The sequence below is a fragment of the Streptomyces sp. NBC_01214 genome (assembly GCF_026340975.1).
In the GTDB taxonomy this organism is placed as follows: Bacteria; Actinomycetota; Actinomycetes; order Streptomycetales; family Streptomycetaceae; genus Streptomyces.
Genome location: NZ_JAPEOS010000002.1, coordinates 772,550 through 795,563, shown reverse-complemented (window position 1 = coordinate 795,563; position 23,014 = coordinate 772,550). Strand labels below are relative to the sequence as shown.

The window sequence follows — 23,014 nt, the reverse complement described above, 5'->3', positions numbered from 1 at the left end:
CCACTTCTTCGCCCCCGCTACTTCTTCTTGCCCTTCGCGGTCAGCGCCTTCTTCCAGCCGATGTCCTGGTAGCGGGGGGCGCCGAGGCCGAAGGCGCCGGCGTTGGCGAGGCCCGGCTTGACCGCCACCAGCTCCGGGCGCTGGAAGAGGGGGATGGAGCCGGCCGCGGCCCAGATCCGGGCGTCGGCCTTGCGCATCAGCTCACGGGACTGCTCCTCGTCCAGTTCGCCGACCGCCTGGTCGAAGAGCTGGTCGATGTGGTCGGTGCCGACCCGCGTGTAGTTCTGTTCGACGAGGAGCGAGCCGTCCGCGGCCGGCTCCGGCTTGGCGAAGATGGGCCGGGCGTCGGTGGCCGGGTAGGCCGTGGCGGGCCAGGAGTACAGGGCCAGGTCGTACTGGCCGGAGGCGATGTGGTCCTTGAAGAAGCTGGCGTCGGCCACCTTGATCGTCTCGGTGTTCACGCCGACCTTGCGGAGCATCCCGGCGATCCGCTCGCCGACCGTGCGCAGGGACTCCGAGCCGGGGCCCGCCGGGAGGACGAAGCGCAGGCTGAGCGCCTTGCCGTCCTTGGCGAGCATGTTGCCGGAGGTGCGGACGGGCTGCTTGGCGGGGGCCGGGGCCGGGGAGGCCTTGTCGGGGTCCGCCTCCTCGCCGTCGCGGGCCGGGGCCCCCTTGCCGTCGTCCTCGGCGTCCTCGGCGTCCTCCGCCCGGGCGGCGCGGGCGACCCGGGCCGCCTGGGCGAGCAGGGACGCCCGCTGCTGGGCCCCGAAGGGGGCGGGGGCGAGCACCGGGGACGGCTCCGGGGCCTGCGCCGGGACGGTGTCGGCCTTCGGGCGGTCGGCGGTCGCCGACCGCGGCTCGCCGCCCTCCCCGTCGTCCTGGCCCACGATGTAGAGCCCGTCGTTTCCGGTGCCCGGGCCCGACGGGGTCTTCGAGTCGTCCTGCGGCGCGCTCTCCGGGCCGGCCTTGGCGCCCGCGGGCTCGGTGATCTTGCCGCCCTTGCGCCAGCCCGCGTCGGCGAACAGGGCCTGGGCCGCGCGGGGGTCCAGGCCGCCGAGCGCGTCGCTGTTGTCGGCGTACGCCCGCTGCCCGGCCAGGGCCAGGTGGCTGCCGACCGGCTTCGCGGGCAGCCCGAGCGGCCCCAGCACGACCTTCGCCAGCGCCTGGCGGTCCAGGGCCCGGGCCACCGCCCGGCGCACCCGCTCGTCCGCCAGCGGGCCGGAGGCCCCGTTCATGGCGAGCTGGGTGTAGGCCGGCTCCAGGGACTTCCGCACGGTGAAGGCCTTCAGCGCCGTCTGCTCGGCCGCGTACTGCTTGACCGAGGCGAGGTGCTTCTGGCGGCTCTCCGTCTCCGCCGCCGCCTTCTCCTCGTCCGCCCCGAAGGCGGTCGCCCAGGACAGCGTGGCCTGCGCCGGCGTCAGCGCGGCCCCCGGGCCGTGGGCCGGGGCGCCGCCCGCGCCCGGGCCCTTCTTGGCGGCCGCGTCCCGGCGGGCCAGTGCGATCCGGTCGGCCCCGGCCCGGTCGATCTCCGCCAGATCGAGCTTCCCGGCGGCCAGCGCCGCCGGGCGCTCGGCCCGCGGGACCGCCGTCAGGACCAACGCGTCCAGCTTGGCCTGACGGCCCCACCAGCGCGCGTTGCGGGTCAGGGCGGCGGTCCCGGCCTTCTTGTCGATCGTGCCCAGCCCGAAGGGTCCGGCGGTGATCTTCAGGGCGCCGCGGGCGCCCTCGTTGAAGGCCTCCGGGGTGCCGGTGACCTGCTTGGGGTAGAGCGGGGTGAACAGGGAGCGCCAGTCGGCGTACGGCTTGTTGAAGGTGACCCTGACCTCCAGGTCGGTCTTGCCCTTCTCGATCTTCTCGATCCGGTCGTAGCCGGCGTTGCGCGCCGTCCAGTACGCCGAGTCCTTGCCGTTCAGGGCCCGCCACTGCGCCACGAAGTCGGCGGCGCCGATCTCGCGCCCGTCGCTCCACACCGCCTTCTGGTTCAGCTTGTACTGGACGACCTGCTTCGGCTCCCGCTCGAGGACCTCGGCCTTCTCCAGGTAGTCCGGGTTGACCACCGGCCGCCCCTTGGCGTCCAGCACGAAGAGCTGCGGCAACACCGCGCCGGCGATCCTGTTGGTGGTGGCGTCCGCGTCGGCCTGGAAGGTGTTGAGGGTGTCCGGGAGCGCGTCGACCGCCCAGCGCAGGACGCCCCCGTCCACGACCTTGTCGCGGGTGGTCGTGGCGATGTCCTGTTCCGCGGCGGCCTGACCGCCCTCGTCGTCACCCGCGCCGCAGCCCGTGAGCAGCGGCAGTGCGAGGACTCCCGAGGTCAGGAGCGCCAAGGACCTGCGCCTTCTCTGGGACATGGGTGGTACCTCCGGGGCGGGGCGTGGGGGAAGCATGATCACGTTCGGCGGTATATGGAGCTGATCACACCGGTTGCCGGAACCCACTGAAATGGACGGTCCGCCGCACCCCTCGCAGCCGCCTCTCGCCACGCCGCGAACCCCACCCGTGCGGACCAATCCCGCTTGCGCCGCAGGAGGCGTTCCCCCGGGAGAGGGATGAGAATGGGGGGCAGGGAGGGGCGCACGGTTCGCGCCTGCGCGCCCGCAATCGCTGCACGTCCCTTCACAACGGGGGACGGGAAGCGCGACACTCGCAGGCGCACATGAGCGTTGCCACCGCACCTGGCGGAAGTGAGGGCAAATCATGTCCCTGCAAGACGATCTGAGTGCCGTACGGCGCAACCTGGACGAGCTGACGCGCAAGGTCGAGCGGCTGGAACAGCAGGCCGCCCGGCAGAAGCCGTCGACGACGGCGGCCGGTCCGGACCCGTCCCGGATGGTGACGGTCCCGGACACCCCCTACGACAGCTCCCTGTGGACGGACTCCGACGACGAGGGCCTGGGCGCCCGCGACCGCCGCGCCCCCTGAGGCAGCCCGTCACGGACCCGCATCCACCCGCGCCCCGTCCGGTCCGGCCGTCCGCGGCCGGGCCGCCCGGGGCACCCCTCATCACTCCTCCCGGAGTCTTCTTTGGCCACAGGCACGGAACGACCCCAGCAGCGGCCCGGCGGCGTCCACGACGCCTCACGGGCCGCGATCGCGGCCCGGCACCTGCGGACCGACCGGTGGTGGCTGGCCCCCGCCGGCACCGCGGCCGGGCTGTTCGCCTTCATCGTCTACTCGACCTGGCGGGCCTTCGCGAACGCCGACTACTACGCGGCCCCGTACGTCTCCCCCTTCTACTCCCCGTGTCTCGCGGAGAACTGCGTCCCGATGAAGGGCGGGCCCAACTGGGAGGTCTTCGGCAGCTGGTGGGGCCTCTCCCCCGCCCTGCTGATCCTGATCTTCCCGCTCGGCTTCCGGCTGACCTGCTACTACTACCGCAAGGCCTACTACCGGGGCTTCTGGGCCTCGCCGCCCGCCTGCGCCGTCGCCGAACCGCACGCGAGGTACACCGGCGAGACCCGTTTCCCGCTGATCCTCCAGAACGCGCACCGGTACTTCTTCTACGCGGCGGTCCCCGTCGCGGGCATCCTCACGTACGACACGGTGCTGACCTTCCGCGACGAGCACTACGACTGGGGCCACATGGGCCTCGGGACCCTGCTGTTCCTGGTCAACATCACGCTGATCTGGGCCTACACCCTGTCCTGCCACTCCTGCCGCCACATCATGGGCGGCCGGCTCAAGCACTTCTCGAAGCACCCGGTGCGCTACCGGCTCTGGGGCTGGATCAGCCGGCTCAACGCCCGCCACATGCAACTGGCGTGGGCCTCGCTGATCAGCGTGGCCCTGTGCGACTTCTACGTGTACCTGCTGGCCAGCGGCGCCTTCACCGACCCGAGGATCTTCTGAGATGGCTCAAGTGGAACGGCAGCAGTGGGACGTGGTCGTGGTCGGCGCCGGGGGCGCCGGGCTGCGGGCCGCGATCGAGGCCCGCGAGCGCGGCGTCCGTACGGCCGTGATCTGCAAGTCCCTCTTCGGCAAGGCCCATACGGTGATGGCGGAGGGCGGGATCGCCGCCTCCATGGGCAACGTCAACGAGGGCGACAACTGGCAGGTGCACTTCCGCGACACCATGCGCGGGGGCAAGTTCCTCAACCAGTGGCGGATGGCGGAACTCCACGCGAAGGAGGCGCCCGACCGGGTCTGGGAACTGGAGACCTGGGGGGCGCTCTTCGACCGGACGCCCGACGGGAAGATCTCCCAGCGCAACTTCGGCGGGCACGAGTACCCGCGCCTCGCGCACGTCGGCGACCGCACCGGCCTGGAGCTGATCCGCACGCTCCAGCAGAAGATCGTCCAGCTCCAGCAGGAGGACTTCAAGGAGTACGGGGACTACGAGGCCCGCCTCAAGGTCTTCCAGGAATGCACGGTCACCAGGGTCCTGAAGGACGGGCCGAGGGTTTCGGGGACCTTCTGCTACGAGCGCGAGTCCGGCCGCTTCTTCGTGCTGGAGGCCCCGGCGGTCGTCCTCGCCACGGGCGGGATCGGCAAGTCCTTCAAGACCACCTCCAACTCCTGGGAGTACACGGGCGACGGCCACGCGCTGGCCCTGCTCGCGGGCGCGCCCCTGCTCAACATGGAGTTCGTGCAGTTCCACCCGACCGGCATGGTCTGGCCGCCGTCGGTCAAGGGCATCCTCGTGACCGAATCCGTGCGCGGTGACGGCGGGGTGCTGCGCAACTCCGAGGGCAAGCGGTTCATGTTCGACTACGTCCCCGACGTCTTCAAGGAGAAGTACGCCGAGTCGGAGGCGGAGGGCGACCGCTGGTACGAGGACCCGGACCACAACCGGCGCCCGCCCGAACTGCTGCCGCGCGACGAGGTGGCACGGGCGATCAACTCCGAGGTGAAGGCGGGCCGCGGCTCCCCGCACGGCGGGGTCTTCCTCGACGTGTCCACCCGGATGCCGGCCGAACGGATCAAGCGGCGGCTCCCGTCGATGTACCACCAGTTCAAGGAGCTGGCGGACGTGGACATCACGGCGGAGCCGATGGAGGTGGGTCCGACCTGCCACTACGTGATGGGCGGGATCGCGGTCGACTCGGAGTCCGCCGCCACCGTCGGGGTGCCGGGGCTGTTCGCGGCGGGTGAGGTCGCGGGCGGGATGCACGGCTCGAACCGGCTCGGCGGCAACTCCCTCTCCGACCTGCTGGTCTTCGGACGGCGGGCCGGGCTGCACGCGGCGCAGTACGCCGCGGCCGCCGCCGGACGCCCGGCGGTCGCCCAGTCGGAGATCGACGCGGCGGCGACGGAGGCGCTGGCCCCCTTCCACGCCGCCGAGGGCGCGGAGAACCCGTACACGCTCCACCAGGAACTGCAGACGACGATGAACGACCTCGTCGGCATCATCCGGCGCGCGGGCGAGATGGCCGAGGCGCTGGAGAAGCTCGCGACCCTGCGCGCACGGGCCTCCCGGGCCGGTGTCGAGGGGCACCGGCAGTTCAACCCCGGCTGGCACCTCGCCCTGGACCTGAGGAACATGCTGCTGGTCAGCGAGTGCGTGGCCCGCGCGGCCCTGGAGCGCACCGAGAGCCGGGGCGGGCACACCCGCGAGGACTGCCCGTCGATGGAGCGCAGCTGGCGCCCGGTGAACCTGCTGTGCCGGCCGGTCGACCCGGTGCCGGCGGATCCGGCGGCCGACCGGATCGCCCTGGTCCGCGAGCGCACCGAGCCCATCCGCCCCGACCTGCTCGCGCTCTTCGAGAAGGAAGAGCTGGTCAAGTACCTCGCCGAAGAGGAGCTGTACGAATGAGTACGTACGACGCGAGCTTCCGGATCTGGCGGGGCGACGCGGAGGGCGGGGAGCTGCGCGACTTCACCGTCGAGGTGCACGACGGGGAGGTGGTCCTGGACATCGTCCACCGGCTCCAGGCCACCCAGGCCTCGGACCTGGCGGTGCGCTGGAACTGCAAGGCGGGCAAGTGCGGCTCGTGCAGTGCGGAGGTCAACGGCCGGCCGCGGCTGATGTGCATGACGCGCATGTCGACCTTCGAGCGGTCCGAGACGATCACCGTCACCCCGCTGCGCGCCTTCCCGGTCGTCCGGGACCTGGTCACGGACGTGTCCTTCAACTACGCCAAGGCGCGGGAGGTCCCGGCCTTCGTGCCGCCGGAGGGGGTGGCCCCGGGCGCGTACCGGATGCAGCAGATCGACGTGGAGCGCTCACAGGAGTTCCGCAAGTGCATCGAGTGCTTCCTGTGCCAGGACACCTGTCACGTGGTGCGTGACCACGAGGAGAACAAGGGCGCCTTCGCCGGTCCGCGCTTCCTGATGCGGGTGGCGGAGCTGGACATGCACCCGCTGGACGCGGCGCAGGAGGTGGGCCTGGACCGCAAGCGCACCGCGCAGGAGGAGCACGGGCTCGGCTACTGCAACATCACCAAGTGCTGTACGGAGGTCTGCCCGGAGGGCATCAAGATCACCGACAATGCGCTGATCCCGCTGAAGGAGCGGGCGGTGGACCGCAAGTACGACCCGCTGGTGTGGCTGGGGAACAAGATCGGCCGCCGACAGGGCTGACGGCCGGGCCCGGGCTCCCTCGGCAGGGCCCGGGCCGGCGGCCGCCGGCCCGACTCCGCATGCGAGGCCGGGAAACCCCCCATAACCTCCCAATTGTGATTTCGCCGAGAAGCAGGCCGCGCCGCAGGACGTTCGTACGGGCCGGGCTCGCCCTGGCGGCCGTGCTGCTCGCGGTCGGCGGCTGGGGCGCCGCCGGGGCGGTGCCCGCGCGGGCCGAGGATCCCGTCACCCTGTCCCAGCAGGGGCAGATCACCGACCTCGTGGGGGCCCTGGGCGACCGGCAGGGCGCCGTCACCGCCGCGCTCGACGAGCTGTACGCCGACCGGAAGATCCAGCTCTTCGTCGTCTACGTACGGGACTTCTCCGGGCGCTCCGCCCAGAGCTGGGCCGACGCCACCGCGCAGCGCAACGGCCTCGGCCAGAACGACGTCCTGCTGGCCGTGGCGACCGGGGCCCGCCAGTACGCCTATTCGGCCGATGTCGACTCCGGTTTCACCGAGCAGCAGCTGGCCACCGTCGCGCAGACCGCCATCGAGCCCGCCCTGAAGCAGAACGACTGGGCGGGCGCCGCCATCGGCGCGGCCAACGGCTACGACGCCGTCCTCGGTGGTCAGCCGGTCCCGGTGCCCACCATCACCCCCGGCCCGGCGGACCCCGGCGGCAACGGGAGCGGCGAGAGCGGGGCCGGGGACTTCGTGCTCCCGGTGGTCGCCGTCGGCGCGGCCGGGGCGCTCGCGGTGTACACGTACACCCGCCGCAGGCGCAAGGACGCGGCCGCGGGCGGGCGCGGTACGACGACCGGGCCGGGCTGGCCCGAAGGGGCGCCGGACCGGCTCCCGCTGCCGGAGCTGGACGCCGAGGCCAAGACCCTGCTGGTGGAGACCGACGATGCGGTCCGCACCAGCACGGAGGAACTCGGTTTCGCATCGGCCCAGTTCGGCGAGGAGGCGACCCGCCCCTTCGTCGCGGCCGTCCAGTACGCCAAGGACGAGCTGACGCACGCCTTCCGGCTGCGCCAGCAGCTCGACGACGCCTACCCGGAGGACGACGCGACCCGGCGCCGGATGCTGGACGAGATCGTCGCCCGGTGCACCGGGGCGAACCGGCGGCTGGACGCCGAGTCGGCGGACTTCGACCGGCTGCGGGACCTGGAGAAGAACGCCCCGCAGGCCCTGGCGTCCGTGGAGGAGCGCTACCTGGAGCTGACCGGCCGCACCACCACCGCCGAGGCGACGCTGACCGCGCTGGCCCGGCGGTACGCGGACTCGGCGTCCGCACCCGTCGCCTCCAACGCCGAACAGGCCAAGGACCGGCTGCTGTTCGCGGCGACCAACCTGGGTCTGGCCCACGCGGCCGTCGACGCCGCCGAGAACGGCACGGCGGCCGTGCACGTACGGTCCGCCGAGGGCGCGGTGGACCAGGCGGCGACCTTGATGGACGCGATCGAGCGGCGGGCGCAGGAACTGGCGGAGGCGGCCGGGAAGCTGCCGGGCGCGCTGACCGAGACGGACACCGACCTCGCGGACGCCCACGGGCTGCTCACCGGCACCGCGGAGGGCACCTCGACGGCGGACCTGCGCGGGCGGATCGGCCGGGCCGAGGCCGTACTGGCCGACGTACGGCGGGAGGAGGCGGCCGGCCGGTACGACCCGATCGACGCCCTGCGCCGGGTCGAGGAGGCCGACGCGGCCCTCGACGAGGCGCTGGCCGGGGCGCGGGAACGGGAGTCGGGGCGGCAGCGGGCGGTGGCCCTGCTCGACCAGGCCCTGCTGGCGGCGCGCAGCTCGATCGGTGCGGCGACGGACTACGTCACCACCACGCGGGGCGCGGTGGGCAGCCGGGCCCGCACCCGGCTGGCGGAAGCGGGCCGGCACCTGGAACGGGCGGTGGCGGTGGCGGCGGCCGACCCGGCGGGGGCGCTGGCCGAGGCCCAGCGGGCGGACGGGCTGGCGCGGGAGGCGCAGCAGCTGGCGGAGCAGGACGTACGGGCGTACGAGGACCCGTACGCGGGCCGGCGGCCCGGCGGCGGCCAGGGCGGTGCCGTACTGGGCGGGATCATCCTCGGCGAGATCCTGCGGGGCGGCCGGGGCGGCGGCTTCGGGGGCGGGGGCTTCGGCGGCGGTTTCGGGGGCGGGGGCGGCGGCAGCGGTCCCGGCTCCTTCGGCGGCGGCGGAACGCGCGGCCGCATGGGCGGCGGCGGCCGCTTCTGAACGGCACACCACATCGGCCCTGACCAGGAGGGACCCACCATGAGCAAGCAGACCATCCTCGGCCGCGTCACCCAGCTCGCCAAGGCGAACATCAACGCGCTGCTGGACCAGGCGGAGGACCCGCAGAAGATGCTGGACCAGCTGATCCGCGACTACTCGAACAACATCTCGGAGGCGGAGCAGGCGGTCGCGACGACGATCGGCAACCTGCGGATGCTGGAGGCGGACCACAAGGAGGACGTGGAGGCGGCCGCCGAGTGGGGCGGCAAGGCCCTGGCGGCGAGCAAGAAGGCGGACGAGCTGCGGGCGTCGGGGGCGACGGCGGACGCCGACACGTTCGACAACCTCGCGAAGGTGGCGCTGGGCCGGCAGATCCGGTCCGAGAAGGAGGCGGCCGTGGCGGAGCCGACGATCGCCGCCCAGACGGAGGTCGTCGACAAGCTCAAGTCGGGCCTGGACGCGATGCGGAACAAGCTGACGGAGCTCCAGGCGAAGCGTGACGAACTGGTGGCCCGGGCGAAGACGGCCCAGGCGCAGAACACGATGCTGGACGCGGTGAAGAACATCGACGTCATGGACCCGACGAGCGACCTGGCGCGCTTCGAGGACAAGGTGCGGCGGGAGGAGGCGAGGGCGCTGGGCCGGCAGGAGCTCGCCGCGTCCTCCCTGGACGCCCAGTTCGAAGCCCTGGACGACCTGGGCAAGACCTCGGAGATCGAGGCCCGGCTCGCCGCCCTCAAATCCCGCAAGGCCGCCTAGGGTCGCCGGGGCCGGCTAAGCCGGGAATCCCGCCGCCCGCTCCGCCGCGGCCGCCCGGACCTCCGGCTCCTCCATCAGGTCGTCGCGCAGCGCGGTGATCCGCTCCCGGACCCCGGGGCCTGCGGGCACGGCGGCGACCGCGAGCAGGCGGGTGCGCGCCTCGCAGTCCTGGAGGCACTCGGCGTACAGGTCCAGCTCCGCGCCCGGGTCGATGGCGGCGATCGCCTCCAGGTAGTCGGCCCGCTCGTAGGTGTGGGGCGTCTGAAGGACGAGGGCGCGCAGCAGCGGGACCGCCGCGGCGGCGACGGACCCGAGGCCGGTCAGGCGCCGCGCGGTGTCGTCGGGCCCGCACCATTCACCCGCCTCCAGCTGGCCGGCGAGTTCCTCGAGCAGCCGCGGCAGCGCCTCGGGGCCCGGGTGGTCGGCCAGGACCTCCTCGCCGAGCCGGGCCAGCCACTCCCGCTCGTCGCGGGCCCAGCCGCGGGCGGCGGGGACGGCCAGGGGGCCGAGCCGCCTGAGTGCTGCGCGCACCCCGGGCAGCACCCGCCCGGGGCACGGGTGGCCGAGCAGCGGCACGAGCGGGAGCAGACCGGGCTGCGGACCGCGCGGGGCCAGCGCACGCAGTACGGCCACCTTGTCGCCCCCGGTCGTGTCGGGGGCGGCGATCAGGGCGAGCAGCTGCTCCGTGCCGAGGTGCTCGTAGGCGCGGTCGGGCCGCGAGGGCCCGGGGAGGCGCTCGACGCCGAAGAGCTCCCACGGAACGCGGGGCCCGGGAGGGTCCTCCTCCCCGGCGATCCGTTCCCGGGCCACGTCCCCGAGCTCCTCCCACCAGGCCTGCGGCCACGCGTCCGCGATCGACTCCAGGACGTGGACCCAGTGTTCGCCTTCGCGGACGTATCCCCGCAGCCCTTCCGCGGCCTCGGCCGAACCGGCCAGGGCGAGCAGTTCCAGCACGGAGGTGGCCCGCCACACGGCTTCCTCGTCCTCGGCCTCGGCCAACTGGCCGAGGATCGGGCCGAGCGGCAGGTCGAGGTCGCGGACCAGCCGGGCGTGGTACAGGGAGCGCCGGTCGCACTGACTGTCCCAGCGCTGTTCCCTGCGGATGCAGTCGTACACGAACGGAGCCGCTGCCGCGGGGTCCTGGAGGGCGCGGACGTGGCCGAGGCCGCGCCCTCGTTGCAGGAGCCCCTGGAGGGAGTCGGACGGCGCGTACGCCGGGAAGTCTGCTGCCATCCCGGGGCACGATGCCGTACGACTCCGCCCGCGACCAGTGGTTTTCCTCCGCGGGCCGCCCGCTACCCGTACATGCTCAGCAACTGCTCCGCCGACAGTTCGGTGACGGCCTCCGATGCCGAGCCGGGCAGCGGGAGTTCGAACCAGACCGTCTTGCCGCGGTGGGTGCGGCGCGTGCCCCAACCCGCCGACAGCAGGCCGACCAACTGGAGGCCGCGGCCGCCCTCGTCGGTGTCGCGGGCGCGCCGGCGGCGGGGCTGGACCAGGTTCGCGTCCCAGACCTCGCAGACCAGCGTGCGGTCCAGCAGCAGCCGCAGCCGGATCTCGCCCTCCCCGTACCGCAGGGCGTTGGTGACCAGTTCGCTGACCAGCAGTTCGGTCGTGTCCAGCAAGCCCTCCAGGCCCCAGGCCGGGAGCTTGGCCCGGGCCAGTTCCCGGGCCCGGCCCACCGAGCGGGCCTCGCGCGGCAGTTGCCAGTCACCGACCGCGTCCAGCGGCAGGCCCTGCACCCGTGCCATGAGCAGGGCGATGTCGTCCTCTCCGTGCCGGGTGTCGAGGGTGTTCAGCACGTGGTCGCAGACGTCCTCCAGCGGCCGGACCGGATCCGCGAGGGCCGCGCGCAGCCCGCGCAGCCCCTCTTCCAGGGGATGGTCGCGGGATTCCACGAGCCCGTCCGTGTAGAGGGCCAGCAGTGCGCCCTCCGGCAGGTCGACCTCGACCTCCTCGAAGGGTTCGCCGCCCACGCCCAGCGGCATCCCGGGCGGCACCTCGAGGAGCAGAGCGGGCCGCGGGACGCCGGCCTCGTCCGGGGGTTCGACCAGTACGGGCGGCATGTGGCCCGCGTTGGCGATCGTGCAGCGCCGCGTCACCGGGTCGTAGACCGCGTACACGCAGGTGGCCAGGTAGACCTCGGAGCGGTCCGCGTCCCGCGAGTGCAGGGCGGCCCGGGAGGCCTGTTGGGAGCCGCCGGGGGCGCCGAGGCCGCGGGCGATCTCGTCGAGCGCGGTCAGCACCTCCGCCGGTTCGAGGTCCAGCAGGGCCAGGGTCCGTACGGCGGTCCGCAGTTCTCCCATGGCCACGGCCGCCCGCAGGCCGCGGCCCATGACGTCGCCGACGACCAGCGCGGTGCGGTGCCCGGGGAGTTCGATGACGTCGAACCAGTCCCCGCCGACCTCGGTGGCCGCATTGCCGGGCAGGTACCGGCAGGCGATGTCGAGGCCGGCCGCCTCCGGGTCGCCGGGGGGCAGCAGGCTGCGCTGCAGGATCAGCGCCCGCTCGTGCTCGCGCCGGTACAGCCGTGCGTTGTCTATGCAGACGGCGGCCCGTGCGGCGAGTTCCACGGCCACGGCCCGGTCCCGTTCGCCGAAGGGTTCGCTGCCCTTGGTGCGGGAGAACTGGGCGAGCCCGACGACCGTGTCGTGGGCGACCATCGGCACGACCAGCGTGGACTGGACGAGGTCCTCGGGTCCGCCGCCCTCGATCAGCCGCGGGCGCGCCGTGCGCAGGGCCAGCGCGCCCGGCGACGCGGCCGGGTAGCGGTGCACGTCGCCCACGGAGACCAGTGCGCCGGGTCCCGACAGCGGGGCGTCGGAGACGGCGGAGGAGAAGGCCACCCGGCGCAGGGCGGCCGAGGGCGTCCGCGCCGGTCCCTGGCCGGGCAGGCTGGGCACGCCCGGGCCCTGCGGGCGGGCGGGCCGGTCGTCGTCGCCGAGCAGCAGGCCCTGGTAGAGGTCGACGGCGGCCAGGTCGCAGAAGCCGGGGACGGTGACGTCGAGGAGTTCGCGGGCGGTGGTCTCCAGGTCGAGGGAGTTGCCGATGCGGTGCCCGGCCTCGTTGAGGAGGGCCAGGTTGCGCCGGACCCCGGCGGCCTCGCGGGCGGCGAGGTGGCGGCGGGTGACGTCGGTGCCGATCCCGGCGACACCGATGGGGCGGCCGCTGCCGCCGTGGACGCGGTAGAGGTTGATGGACCAGTGGCGGTTCTCCCGGCTGCGGGGCGTGGCGCCGGTGATCCGCAGATCGGTGACCGACTCCCCGGTGTCCAGCACCCGGTGCAGGGCTTCGGTCATCCGGTCGGCCTCGTGCGCCGGCAGGTAGTCGTGCACGGTCCGGCCGCGGTGCTCCTCGACGGCGCCCCCGAAGACGGTGGCGAAGCGGCGGTTGGCCCGCTGCACGGTGAGGTCCGTGCCGAAGAGCAGGAACCCGAAGGGAGATTGGCCGAATATCGCTTGTGAAGCCGCGAGGTCGGATTCGATCCGGCGCAGCGCGCGTACGTCGACGACGACGCACAGTGCGGCCCGCTCGGCGGTCTCGGTCTGGGTGGGCATCACATAGATCTCGGCCACGCCGTGCGCGCCGTTCCCACCCGGGATCCGGAAGGGGATCAGGCCCGTCCATTCCTTGCCGTCGAGGATCTCGGCGACCTTGCGGTGCGCGTCGGGACGCAGCTCGGGCGGCATGAAGGCGTCGACCGGGTCGCGTCCCACGACCTGGGAGGCGCTCAGCCCGAACAGTTCCTCGGCGCGCAGGCTCCATTGGTCGATGAGACCGTCGGGTCCGATCGAGAAGGATGCAACCTTTATGTAGTCATATATCGAGCCAGGCGGACTGCTGTGCCACAGGGCGTCGTGCCATGTCTCTCGCGGCACGTCGGTCTGATGTGCCTGCGCAGGTATCTCGCTCACGCGACCGTCCCCTCCAGCTCACCGCAACCGGACCGGCCATGACCGAAGTATTCAGCACCACGGCCCCGGACGGCACGGCGTTCACGATCACAGCACGGTCTCGATGATTTCGAGCCATGTCGCGCGATCCCCTCCGAGCACCTCCCCCCGGCTGCCGCCGGGAGGCGTTCCCGAATGGTCACGCACCACCGTTCACCTTGTTACTCACCAGGAAGAGCCAATTCGAACCACACAGTCTTGCCCGATTTCCCGTGCCGGGTCCCCCAGCGCTGCGAGGAGACGGCGACGAGGTGCAGGCCACGGCCCCCCTCGTCGTCGTGATCGGCGACCCGTTCGCGGGGCGGATCCGGAAGCGGATCTGAAACCTCCACGAGCAGCGCGGGGCCGCCCGCGGGGCTGCCGGCGGCTGGATTGCGCCGTTCCAAACGGACTCCGATGGGGCCGGAGGCGTAGCGCAGGGAATTGGTGACGAGCTCGCTGACCAGCAGGACGGTCACATCGCCGACGGCCTCCAGGCCCCAGTCGTGCAAGGTGCCGCGGACGGCGTGGCGGGCAGTGCGGACGGCACCGGGCTCGGCGGGGAAGGCCCACTCGGCGCACTCACCGTCTGTGTCGATCACGCCGATCACTTCCCGGGCCAGCAGCGACCCCAGTCCGGTTCGTCGGGGACGAAAGGGGGACGAGATAGGGATTAATAGCGACATACCCGATATTTGGGGCGTCGTACCACTCGATCCCCGCCCACCGGCGCACTGTGGCGCAGACGGCCTAGACCGCGAGCGTCACGCGCCCCCGCCGCCGCCGTGGCGCAGCCGGCGTCCGGCCTCGGCCACCGCGGGCCGGTCCTGGTCCAGCCAGTCCACCGATTCCAGCTCTTCCGGCCCGAGCCAGCGCAGCTCGTCGTGGTCCTCCAGCGGGGCGGGCACTCCGGACAGCAGCCGGGCCGTCCACACGTGCAGGACGAGCCCGGGGCGCAGTGGCCACTCGCCCGGGATCCGCTCCAGCGGCTCGGCCTCCACGCCGAGCTCCTCGCGCAGTTCGCGCACCAGCGCGTCGGGGACGGACTCACCCGGTTCGGCCTTGCCGCCCGGCAGCTCCCAGCGTCCGGCGAGCTCGGGGGGTGCGCTGCGGCGGGCGGCCAGCAGGCGACCCTCATGACAAAGGGCTCCGCCCACGACCACTCGTACCGTCATGGGCGGAGCCTATGCCAGCGTCGCGGGGCGCTGCGACGCTCAGTTCATCGTGGCGGTCTGACCGATCCGCTCGACCCAGTAGAGCTGCTTGTGTCCTCGGTCTTCGAGGCTGTCGGCGACCTTCTGGGCCTCGGCCCGGGTGGCGTACCGACCCACCCGGTAGCGGTTGCCGTTGTCGTCCTCGCGTATGACCAGCCACGGAAGCAGGGCCCCGCTGTCGTTCATTGCGTTTCACCCTCCGCCGACGTATCTGTCCGGGAAACCGCATTGCGCATATGCCCGAGCTTACGCCCGACCTTTACGGAGCGGATACGGTTTTTCACGAAGAGGTACCTCACGGGCGTACGCATCCGGCCATGCGTACGAGCGGGCCGTGCGCGCCGGTCCGAACGGGGCGCGCAGGAGGCCCGGGCGGGGTCGCCGCGCCGCCGTACGGCGGGCATCCGCGCAGGTGGCGCCGAGGGAGCGGCGGAGCGTCCGGAGCGCTGCCGGCCGGGGCGCGGGAGGCGGGGGTCCCGACATGCGGACCGAACGGTCCGGGGACGGCGGGGAGCGGGTGGGCGCGGGCGTCCACCATCGCGCCGAAATCCGCCGGGTCGCGGGCGTTGCACCGGGCGGCACTCGAACCCCCGAGCGGCGCCCGGGGGTTCACACTGCTGCGGAGCCGCTAGGTCCTGTCGTCACAGTGGCGTCGGCAAGGCCCGCGGCGTCCGGCGCCACGGGGTCTCCCCGGGCGCGCAGGGCCGAGGGGAAGCATCGCGACCCGGGGCCCCCGGACGGAGTCTGGGGATGAGGTGCGGTGCCGGGCGTCGCGGGGCAGGCGGGTCTTTGCGGACACGACTAGCGCACCGGGAGGTGGTACGCCAGGCGGTAGCGGTCCGCCGGGACCACCACGTCGGCCGTCTCCACGGCGCGGCCGGAGGCGTAGTAGGTGCGGCCGATCACCAGCACCACGTGCCCCGGCACCCCGCCGAGGAGCAGGTTCTCCTCCGCCAGACCGGGCCGTGCGCCGACCTCCTCGACCACGTTGTCCACGACGACGTCGATCGCGGCCATCCGGTCGACCACTCCGGAGCCGCCCAGCGGCCCTTCCTCCGGCAGCATCACAGGGGTCCGGCCGGTCACGGCCAGCGGTTCCCAGGAGGTCGACAGCATCATCGCCTCCCCCGCGTCGCGGAAGACGTACCGCGTCCGCATCACGCGCTCGCCCGGCTCGATGCCGAGCCGCTTCGCGATCTCCGCGGGCGCGCCCGTCTGCTCGCTGCTCGACTCCCACGTGCCGCGCGCCTCGGCGTCGGCCTGCTCCTGCCGGAACGGCGTCGAGGCACCGCCCGTGCGGTAGCCGGCGCGGGCGACCCGCCGCGGGACCGGCTGTTCCCGTACGTACGTGCCGGATCCGGACCGGCCCTCGACCAGCCCCTCCGCCATGAGGACCTTGCGCGCCTCCAGGGCCACGGTGTCGGAGACCCCGTACTCCTCGCGGATGCGTGCCTGAGAGGGGAGCCGGGCGTGCGGGGGCAGAGAACCGTCGACGATCTTCCGTCGCAGATCCCCGGCCACGCGCAGATAGGCCGGCTGCTCACCGAAAGTCACTGGCCACTCCCATCAGGTTGACAGACAGCTACACCCTGGCAACCGACGGTTGAAGACCGCAAGCAAGGGCCAGAGTTTCACTCGAAGTGATGAAGCCAGGTCACTCAAACCCGTTACCCTGCGTTACTCGTGCGACGTCACACCGACTCCGACGAGGGCCCCCCGTCGGTCCCGCCGTCCGGGTCCCCCGGGCCGCTCTGGCTGTCCCACATCCACTGCGGAACCACCGTCGAAAGCCCGTACGCACCGCGCAGCGCCCGCTCCGTCTCCAGGGACATCGCGGCCCGCGCCCGGTCCCACTGCTCGTCGAACTCCTCCGGCGACCCGGCCTGCGAGGCGCGCTGCCACTGCGCACGCGCCGCCTCCACTTCCGCCAGCTGCGCCGGAACGGCCTTCTCCCGTCCCGCCCCGGCCCCTTCCCCCTGGAGGAACTTCGCCTCGACGCCCAGGGCCGCGTGCACCTCGCGCGCCCACGCCTGGTACTCGGGCAACACGTCCTCCACATCGCTGTCGGGAGGCCGGCTCATGACGAACTCGGCGGCGTTGGCGGCCCGGAGGAAGGCCACCTGCTCGGGCCCCAGCATTCCGGCGTCCTTGCGCAGGCTGCCCCGCCACTCCTCCTCGGTCGTACCGATCACGCAGAGCAGCGTCCGGTCCCCCTCGCGCCAGGACCGGCGCGAGGGCGCGTAGTAGAACATCTCCGCGTACTCGGGCAGCGCCCACGTGTCCATCGCGTACTCGTCCTGGGCCTTCCAGCACGCGTCCTCGGACGCACGGTCGGCCTCGCGCGACTCGGGAGCCCCCGGCACGTCCAGCGTCTTCGACGCGGTGACCTCACCGTGGTGCACCCGCGCGCAGTCGATCCGGTACGTCACGGGCCGCTCGTCGATCAGGTCCCCGCCGGGGACGTTGAAGCAGTCGCCCGCCCGCAGGTCGCCGAGGTCCGTGAGATCGCCCTCGACGTCGGCGTACTCGCTCAGCGACGGGAGCCGGTCGCCTGCGGCGCTCAGGACCCGCCCGGCGGTGAAGACCAGTGCGCCGGTCATCACCACGGACACCACCAGGCCCACGATCGCCAGGGCCTTGCCCCGGTCCCCCCGCTTCGCGATCTGCACGAGGGCCGCGATGCCGAACGCCACGCCGAGCGGCGGGAAGCACAGCAGCCCGGACAGCAACGAGGCCAGGGCGAAGCCGTTGAGTGCCGGCGGCTGCTGCCCGTAACCCGGCGGCGGACCCCAGCCCCAGCCCTGGTGCGGCGGCGGCGGGGGCCAGGAGTGGCCCGGTCCGGGAGGAGGACTCGGCGGGGTGCTCACGGGGCGGACTCCATCGCAGGGTGCCGTCGCAGGACGACATCGCAGGGCGGCATGGCGGGGCGGCATGGCCGGGCGCGCCGCGGAAGGCGCGAACGAATGCGCGAAATAGTACGCAGCGGGGCGTCCGGCGGGTCGGTCGCCCCCACACCTCGCGCACGGCCCGGTCGGCGCCCGCGGCTCCCGCGCAACGGCGCGAATCACCGACCCGATGATGATCATCGGCGCGTAGCATCCTTGCTGTACACCGGCCATGACCGAGCAAAGGTGTTCCCCACATGACGCACGCACTCCCCGGCTACATCTGTTCCGAGGACGGCACCCGCGCAGACGTCCGGACCGCCCCGTGGGCGTGCCCGGTCTGCGGCGGACCCTGGGACCTCGATTTCACCCCGGACCCGGCCGCAGTACTGGAACCGGCCGCGGGACCGAATTCGCTGTGGCGGTACGGGGCCGTGCTGCCGCTGCCCGGGGCGTTCTCCGTATCGCTGGCCGAGGGGCACACTCCGCTCGTCCCGCTGGCGGAACGGATCCACGCCAAGCTCGACTTCCTGATGCCCACGCGGTCGTTCAAGGACCGGGGCGCGGTGATGCTCGCGGAGCTCGCCCGACGGCTCGCGCCGCAGCGGGTCGTGGCGGACAGCAGTGGCAACGCCGGTACGGCGGTGGCCGCGTACTGCGCACGGGCCGGACTGACCTGCGAAGTCTTCGTACCCGAGGGCACGTCGGAGAAGAAGACGGCACGGATGCGGGCGCACGGCGCGGCCGTCCGCGTGATCCCCGGTGGCCGCGAGGACGCCGCGGAGGCCGCCCGGGCGGCGGCGGACGCGCCCGGGGTCTTCTACGCGAGCCACGTGTTCAACCCGTACTTCCTGCACGGGACCAAGACGTACGTGTACGAGGTGTGGGAGGAGCTGGGCGGCCGGCTCCCGGAGGCCCTGGTGGTCCCCGTGGGCAACGGCACCCTGCTGCTCGGGGCCGCCCTGGCCGTGGAGGAACTGGCGCGGCGCGGGGTCAAGCCGCCCGTCCTGATCGCGGTCCAGGCGGAGGCGGTGTCCCCGCTGGCGCAGGCCTTCGCGGCGGGCGCCGAGGAAGCCTCTCCGGTGGAACAGCGGCCGACCCTGGCCGAGGGGATCGCGATCCCGGCGCCGCCCCGCGCCCGCCAGATCCTGGCGGCGGTGCGCAAGTCCGGCGGCACCGTGCTGACCGTCCCGGACGACCGGCTGCACGAGGCCCAGCAGGACCTGGCCCGCCGCGGGCTCTCCGTGGAGCCGACCGCGGCGGCCTGTTGGGCCGCGGTGGGCCCGTCGGCCCCCGGGGATCCCCTACAGGGCCGCACCGCGGTAATCCCCCTGTGCGGCGCGGGCGGATAGGCGGCCGGCGGACGGGCTGCGGGCGAACAGGCGGCAGGCGGATAGGCGGCGGGCGGACAGACGGCAGGCGGACGGGCTGCGGGCGAACAGGCGGCAGGCGGATAGGCGGCGGGCGGACAGACGGCAGGCGGACGGGCTGCGGGCGAACAGGCGGCGGGCGGACGGGCTGCGGGTGGCGGGTGGACGGGCCATCCGGCAGGGCGGCATCCGCGTCGCCCCGCCCGATCCCGCCCAGCCCCGCCCGGCCCCGCGTCCATGTCGGAATTCCGCGAGCCCGGACGCGCCCGGTCTGGTGAACTGACCCCATGACCACCCATGTTGATCTCGCCGCCAAGGCCGCCGCGTTCGCGGCCCTGCACACCCCCGCCGCCCCGCTCGCCCTCGCCAACGCCTGGGACGTGGCAAGCGCCCGCATCGTCGCGGCCGCCGGCGCCCCCGCCGTCGCCACCACCAGCGCCGGCGTCGCCTGGTCCCTCGGGTCCCCCGACGGCGACGCGCTCGCCCGGGACCGGGCCCTCGACCTCATCGCCCGCGTGGTCGCCGCCGTCCCCGTGCCGGTCACGGCCGACATCGAGGGCGGCTTCGGCGCCGACGCGGCCGCCGTGGGCGAGACCGTGACCGGGGTGCTCGCCGCCGGCGCGGTCGGCATCAACATCGAGGACGGTCACCGCGACCCCGCCGAGCAGATCGAGCGCCTGGCCGCGGCCCGCGCCGCGGCCGACGCCGCCGGGGTCCCGCTCTACATCAACGCCCGCATCGACACCTACCTGCGGGGCTTCGGCGAGGACGCCACCCGCCTGGACGACACCCTCGCCCGCGCCGCCGCGTACCTGCGGGCGGGAGCCACCGGCGTCTTCGTGCCCGGCGTCCTCGACCCGGACACCGTCGCCGAGCTCGCCAAGGGCATCGACGCGCCCCTCAACGTCCTGCTCGGTCCGGACGCCCCGACCGTCGCCGCCCTCGGCGCCCTCGGCGTCTCCCGCGTCAGCCTCGGCTCCTGGGTCGCCGAGGCCGCGTACGCCGTGGTCCGCCGTGCCGCCGAAGAGCTGATCTCGGAGGGCACCTACGGAGCACTCGCGCACTCCCTCCCCTACGGCGAGCTGAACGACCTGCTCAAGGGGTGAGATATCCGGAAGCGTGCATGGGCCAACGACCTTAGGATCCGGGCATGAGCACCTCAACACCGGTCGACGGCAAGGCCGCCGGGCCGGCCACCACCCCCCGTAGCAGGATCTCGGGCGCGGTCTGGGCCGCCCTCGCCCTCGTCTACGTGGTCTGGGGCTCGACCTACCTCGGCATCCGGATCGTCGTCGAGACCATGCCGCCCTTCCTCTCCGCCGGAGCCCGGTTCATCACCGCCGGCCTGCTGCTGTCCGCCGTCGTCGCCTGGCGGTACGGTCCGGCCGCGCTGCGGGCCACCCGCGCGCAGCTCGCCTCGGCGGCCCTGGTCGGGCTGCTGCTGGTGCTCGGCGGGAACGGGCTGGTGGTCCTCGCCGAGACCTCGGTGCCGTCGGGCCTCGCCGCGCTGCTGGTGGCGGCGGTGCCGATGTGGGTGGTGGTACTCCGGGCGAGCAGCGGGGACCGGCCCCCGCTGCGCACCCTGGCCGGGGTGCTGGTGGGTCTGTGCGGGCTCGCGGTGCTGACCAGCCCGGGGCTCAGCGGCTCGGTGCGGCTGTCGGGGGTGCTGATGGTCCTGGCGGCTTCGGTCCTGTGGTCGCTGGGCTCGTTCTCGGCGCCGCGGCTGAAGCTGCCGGACAACCCCCTCACGGGCAGCGCCTACCAGATGTTCGTGGGCGGGGCCGGCGCCGTGGTCGTCGGCCTGGTGCGCGGCGAGCAGCACGGCCTGGACCCGGCGGCGTTCTCCACCGCCTCCTGGCTGGCCCTCGGCTATCTGACGGTCGTCGGCTCGCTCGTCGGTTTCACGGCGTACGTGTGGCTGCTCCAGGCCGCGCCGCTGTCGCTGGTGTCCACGTACGCGTACGTCAATCCGGTCGTCGCCGTGGCGCTCGGCACGCTGATCCTCGACGAGGCCCTGACCTGGCCGATCCTGGTCGGCGGTGCGATCGTCGTGGCGGCGGTGGGCGTGATCGTCAGTACCGAGCGGAAGAAGTAGCGGCAGCAGGGGCGGTGCGGGCGCGCTCAGCCCCGCGCGGCCGCCTCGAACAGGGCCTTGGCGTGCTCGTCGAACAGCGCGGCCGTGGAGTCCACGTCCGTGTCCCCGCCGCTCAGTACCCCGATCAGGTGCCCGGCCCGGTCCGGCCCGCCCCGGTCCGCGATCCAGGGGCTGCCGCTGGTCCCCGTCCAGAACCCGGCGCAGCTCATGTAGAGCATGTCGGGGTCGTCCTCGTCGTGGCGGGTCTGGGTGGTGCAGGAGACGGGCTTGTTCTGCGGGTTGTGCTCGGACTCCGGGTAGCCGACGACGGTCACGTCCCGCTCGTACCCCGAGGTCCACTCGGGCTTCGGGGCCTCGGCGCCGCCGCCGACCGCGTCCTGGATGCTGCGTCCGTCCTCGTCCGGCTCGATGGTGAGGAAGGCGAAGTCGGCGGTGTCCTCGCCCCATTTCGTCCAGCGGTCGTCCACGTGGATCGACTTGACCTTCCAGACGCCCAGCGGCTGGGTGCCGGCGCCCTCGCCGGAGAAGGCCGGGGCGAAGGAGAGCTCGCCGATGGCCAGCCCGTCGTGGGCCACCTCGCCCGGCTGCCCGTCCTCGCCCGCGGGGGCCACGCAGTGCGCGGCGGTGGCGACGACGTTGCCCCCGGGGCTGTCGACGACGCTCGCCGTGCACCAGTGCTCGCCGCCCGCCATGAGCACTCCGACGGTGGGGAAGGGGAGCACCGGGCGCTCGCCGGGCGCCTTGAGGAACGCGACGGCGAACACCGCCAGGGCCCCCGCCGCCGCGGCCGCCGACGCCCCCTTCACCACCGTGCTCATCGCACGCCGGGATCGGGTGTCGGTGCCTTCATCACCTTGCTGATCCACTCCAGGCAGCCCTCCCTCATGCCGCGCACGTACGACTTTCCGTTGTGCTCACCATCCTGGATCACCTGGAGCGAGGTGTGCACGGGGCCCTTCCCGAAGTCGTTCATGAACTTCTCGGCCTTGTCGCGGCCGCTCTCCGCGGTGCCGATCTGGAAGTTGATGTAGACGTCCGGACCGCCCGCCGCGATCAGCTTCGCGGCGAGCTTCTCCGGGTTGTCGGCGTCCATGGCCTGCTTGTTCCCCTGCCACAGCGGGGAGTCGGGGACGATGTCGACCCCGCTCGCGATGGCCGCCTTGAACCGGTCGGGATGCTTGAGGACGTGCTTGAAGGCGCCGAATCCGCCCGCGGAGGAGCCCATGAAGGCCCAGCCGTCGCGGGAGGTGAAGGTCCGGAAATTGGCCTTCGTGAAATCCGGGATGTCTTCGACCATCCAGGTGCCCATCTTGGGCTGGCCGGGGATGTCCGAGGCGTCGAAGTGGTGCTTGGTGTCCGCGTTGTGCACCGGCATGATCAAGATGAAGGGCAGGCTGGTACCGGCCTTGGCCCCGTCGCTCACGGCCTTCTGGAGTCCGAGGCCGGGACCCGTGCCCCAGTAATTGGTGGGGTAGCCGCGGCCGCCCGGCAGGGAGATCAGGACCGGGAAGCCGCTCTTGGCGTACTTGGGGTCGTCGTACTCCTTGGGCACCCACACCCACACGTCACCCGTGAAGCCGGACTTCTTGCCGGTGAGGGTGGTGCGGCCGATCTGGGTGCCGTCCGGCAGCCGGGAGGTGCGGACGAACGAGGCCTTCGGCCCGGTCGGCATCTGCACTTCGGGCGGCAGCTCGGCGGCCGCGCCGGCCTTCTCCTGGACCTTTCCGAAGGAGACCGGATCCCCTATGTCCGAGAAGAGGCCGAACTTGTACGCCGCGGCTCCGCCTCCGGCGAGGGTGAGCGCGAGCCCGCCGCTGATCAGGATCATGCGCAGGCGGTGGGGGCGACGGCCGCCCTCGGTCATGGGGCTGCCGTCGCCTTGCTGGTCATGCTGCACGGTTTTTGTCCCGTTCCTTCTCCGGCGCCCACCAGGAGCGCGGGCCGGACCGATCGGTCCCCCTTACACCCTTTACAGAGGTATGAACGACGGGATGGGTTGCCTGGGACGGGGGTGACGTGGCGAGCACCACGCG

General features: G+C 73.1%; 19 protein-coding genes. 9 read left to right on the top strand and 10 right to left on the bottom strand.

Annotated features, from left to right (window positions below; all coding sequences use genetic code 11):
- Positions 1 to 17: 17 nt before the first annotated feature.
- Complete coding sequence (locus OG594_RS28600; protein ID WP_266604554.1) at positions 18 to 2,348, bottom strand: ABC transporter substrate-binding protein; 2,331 nt, start codon at positions 2,346 to 2,348, stop codon at positions 18 to 20.
- A 346-nt stretch (positions 2,349 to 2,694) separates the two neighbouring features.
- Between OG594_RS28600 and OG594_RS28595 the strand changes: the two genes are divergently transcribed.
- From OG594_RS28595 to OG594_RS28570, 6 genes are all read left to right on the top strand, one after another.
- A complete protein-coding gene (locus tag OG594_RS28595; RefSeq protein ID WP_030385851.1) occupies positions 2,695 to 2,919 on the top strand; it encodes a hypothetical protein in 225 nt (74 codons plus the stop codon).
- A 102-nt stretch (positions 2,920 to 3,021) separates the two neighbouring features.
- Entirely contained in the window at positions 3,022 to 3,846 is an 825-nt protein-coding gene (locus OG594_RS28590) for a hypothetical protein (protein ID WP_266604551.1), read from the top strand.
- 1 nt (position 3,847) lies between these two features.
- The gene (locus OG594_RS28585) at positions 3,848 to 5,749 is read left to right on the top strand and encodes a fumarate reductase/succinate dehydrogenase flavoprotein subunit (protein WP_266604549.1); all 1,902 of its coding nucleotides are present in this window, start codon (positions 3,848 to 3,850) and stop codon (positions 5,747 to 5,749) included.
- Complete coding sequence (locus OG594_RS28580; RefSeq protein WP_266604547.1) at positions 5,746 to 6,516, top strand: succinate dehydrogenase/fumarate reductase iron-sulfur subunit; 771 nt, start codon at positions 5,746 to 5,748, stop codon at positions 6,514 to 6,516. Before OG594_RS28585 ends, OG594_RS28580 begins: the two co-directional genes overlap by 4 nt.
- Before the next feature lie 161 nt (positions 6,517 to 6,677).
- Entirely contained in the window at positions 6,678 to 8,726 is a 2,049-nt protein-coding gene (locus tag OG594_RS28575) for a TPM domain-containing protein (RefSeq protein ID WP_266606610.1), read from the top strand.
- A 39-nt stretch (positions 8,727 to 8,765) separates the two neighbouring features.
- Entirely contained in the window at positions 8,766 to 9,485 is a 720-nt protein-coding gene (locus OG594_RS28570; RefSeq protein ID WP_266604545.1) for a PspA/IM30 family protein, read from the top strand.
- A 15-nt stretch (positions 9,486 to 9,500) separates the two neighbouring features.
- On the opposite strand, the gene OG594_RS28565 is transcribed toward OG594_RS28570, so the two are convergent.
- The 7 genes from OG594_RS28565 to OG594_RS28535 all read right to left on the bottom strand — a co-directional run bounded on the left by OG594_RS28565 (position 9,501) and on the right by OG594_RS28535 (position 17,498).
- On the bottom strand, positions 9,501 to 10,718 hold the full coding sequence (locus OG594_RS28565; RefSeq protein ID WP_266604543.1) for a hypothetical protein: 1,218 nt from the start codon (positions 10,716 to 10,718) through the stop codon (positions 9,501 to 9,503).
- Positions 10,719 to 10,780: 62 nt separating this feature from the next.
- Entirely contained in the window at positions 10,781 to 13,390 is a 2,610-nt protein-coding gene (locus OG594_RS28560; RefSeq protein ID WP_266606609.1) for a SpoIIE family protein phosphatase, read from the bottom strand.
- Between the two features lie 209 nt (positions 13,391 to 13,599).
- Positions 13,600 to 14,028 (bottom strand): ATP-binding protein, encoded by a 429-nt coding sequence (locus OG594_RS28555; RefSeq protein WP_266604541.1) that lies wholly within the window; start codon positions 14,026 to 14,028, stop codon positions 13,600 to 13,602.
- Positions 14,029 to 14,181: 153 nt separating this feature from the next.
- Complete coding sequence (locus tag OG594_RS28550) at positions 14,182 to 14,592, bottom strand: (deoxy)nucleoside triphosphate pyrophosphohydrolase (RefSeq protein WP_189732830.1); 411 nt, start codon at positions 14,590 to 14,592, stop codon at positions 14,182 to 14,184.
- 39 nt (positions 14,593 to 14,631) lie between these two features.
- Positions 14,632 to 14,817, bottom strand: a complete 186-nt coding sequence (locus tag OG594_RS28545; RefSeq protein WP_030012541.1) for an SPOR domain-containing protein — start codon at positions 14,815 to 14,817, stop codon at positions 14,632 to 14,634.
- 615 nt (positions 14,818 to 15,432) lie between these two features.
- Positions 15,433 to 16,185 carry a GntR family transcriptional regulator gene (locus OG594_RS28540; RefSeq protein WP_266604538.1) on the bottom strand — a complete coding sequence of 251 codons (753 nt, stop codon included), beginning with the start codon at positions 16,183 to 16,185 and terminating at the stop codon, positions 15,433 to 15,435.
- A 137-nt stretch (positions 16,186 to 16,322) separates the two neighbouring features.
- Positions 16,323 to 17,498, bottom strand: a complete 1,176-nt coding sequence (locus tag OG594_RS28535; protein WP_266604536.1) for a DUF4190 domain-containing protein — start codon at positions 17,496 to 17,498, stop codon at positions 16,323 to 16,325.
- A gap of 275 nt (positions 17,499 to 17,773) precedes the next feature.
- Between OG594_RS28535 and OG594_RS28530 the strand changes: the two genes are divergently transcribed.
- The 3 genes from OG594_RS28530 (at position 17,774) to OG594_RS28520 (ending at position 20,981) form a co-directional block, all read left to right on the top strand.
- The gene (locus OG594_RS28530; protein ID WP_266604530.1) at positions 17,774 to 18,868 is read left to right on the top strand and encodes a threonine synthase; all 1,095 of its coding nucleotides are present in this window, start codon (positions 17,774 to 17,776) and stop codon (positions 18,866 to 18,868) included.
- 305 nt (positions 18,869 to 19,173) lie between these two features.
- On the top strand, positions 19,174 to 19,992 hold the full coding sequence (locus OG594_RS28525) for an isocitrate lyase/phosphoenolpyruvate mutase family protein (protein ID WP_266604528.1): 819 nt from the start codon (positions 19,174 to 19,176) through the stop codon (positions 19,990 to 19,992).
- Between the two features lie 44 nt (positions 19,993 to 20,036).
- Positions 20,037 to 20,981, top strand: coding sequence for an EamA family transporter (locus OG594_RS28520; protein WP_266604527.1), 945 nt, complete (start codon positions 20,037 to 20,039; stop codon positions 20,979 to 20,981).
- Positions 20,982 to 21,007: 26 nt separating this feature from the next.
- On the opposite strand, the gene OG594_RS28515 is transcribed toward OG594_RS28520, so the two are convergent.
- The gene (locus OG594_RS28515) at positions 21,008 to 21,799 is read right to left on the bottom strand and encodes a serine protease (protein WP_266604526.1); all 792 of its coding nucleotides are present in this window, start codon (positions 21,797 to 21,799) and stop codon (positions 21,008 to 21,010) included.
- Positions 21,796 to 22,878 (bottom strand): esterase family protein, encoded by a 1,083-nt coding sequence (locus OG594_RS28510; RefSeq protein ID WP_266604524.1) that lies wholly within the window; start codon positions 22,876 to 22,878, stop codon positions 21,796 to 21,798. The genes OG594_RS28515 and OG594_RS28510 overlap by 4 nt, the downstream gene beginning before the upstream one ends.
- Between the last annotated feature and the right edge of the window lie 136 nt (positions 22,879 to 23,014).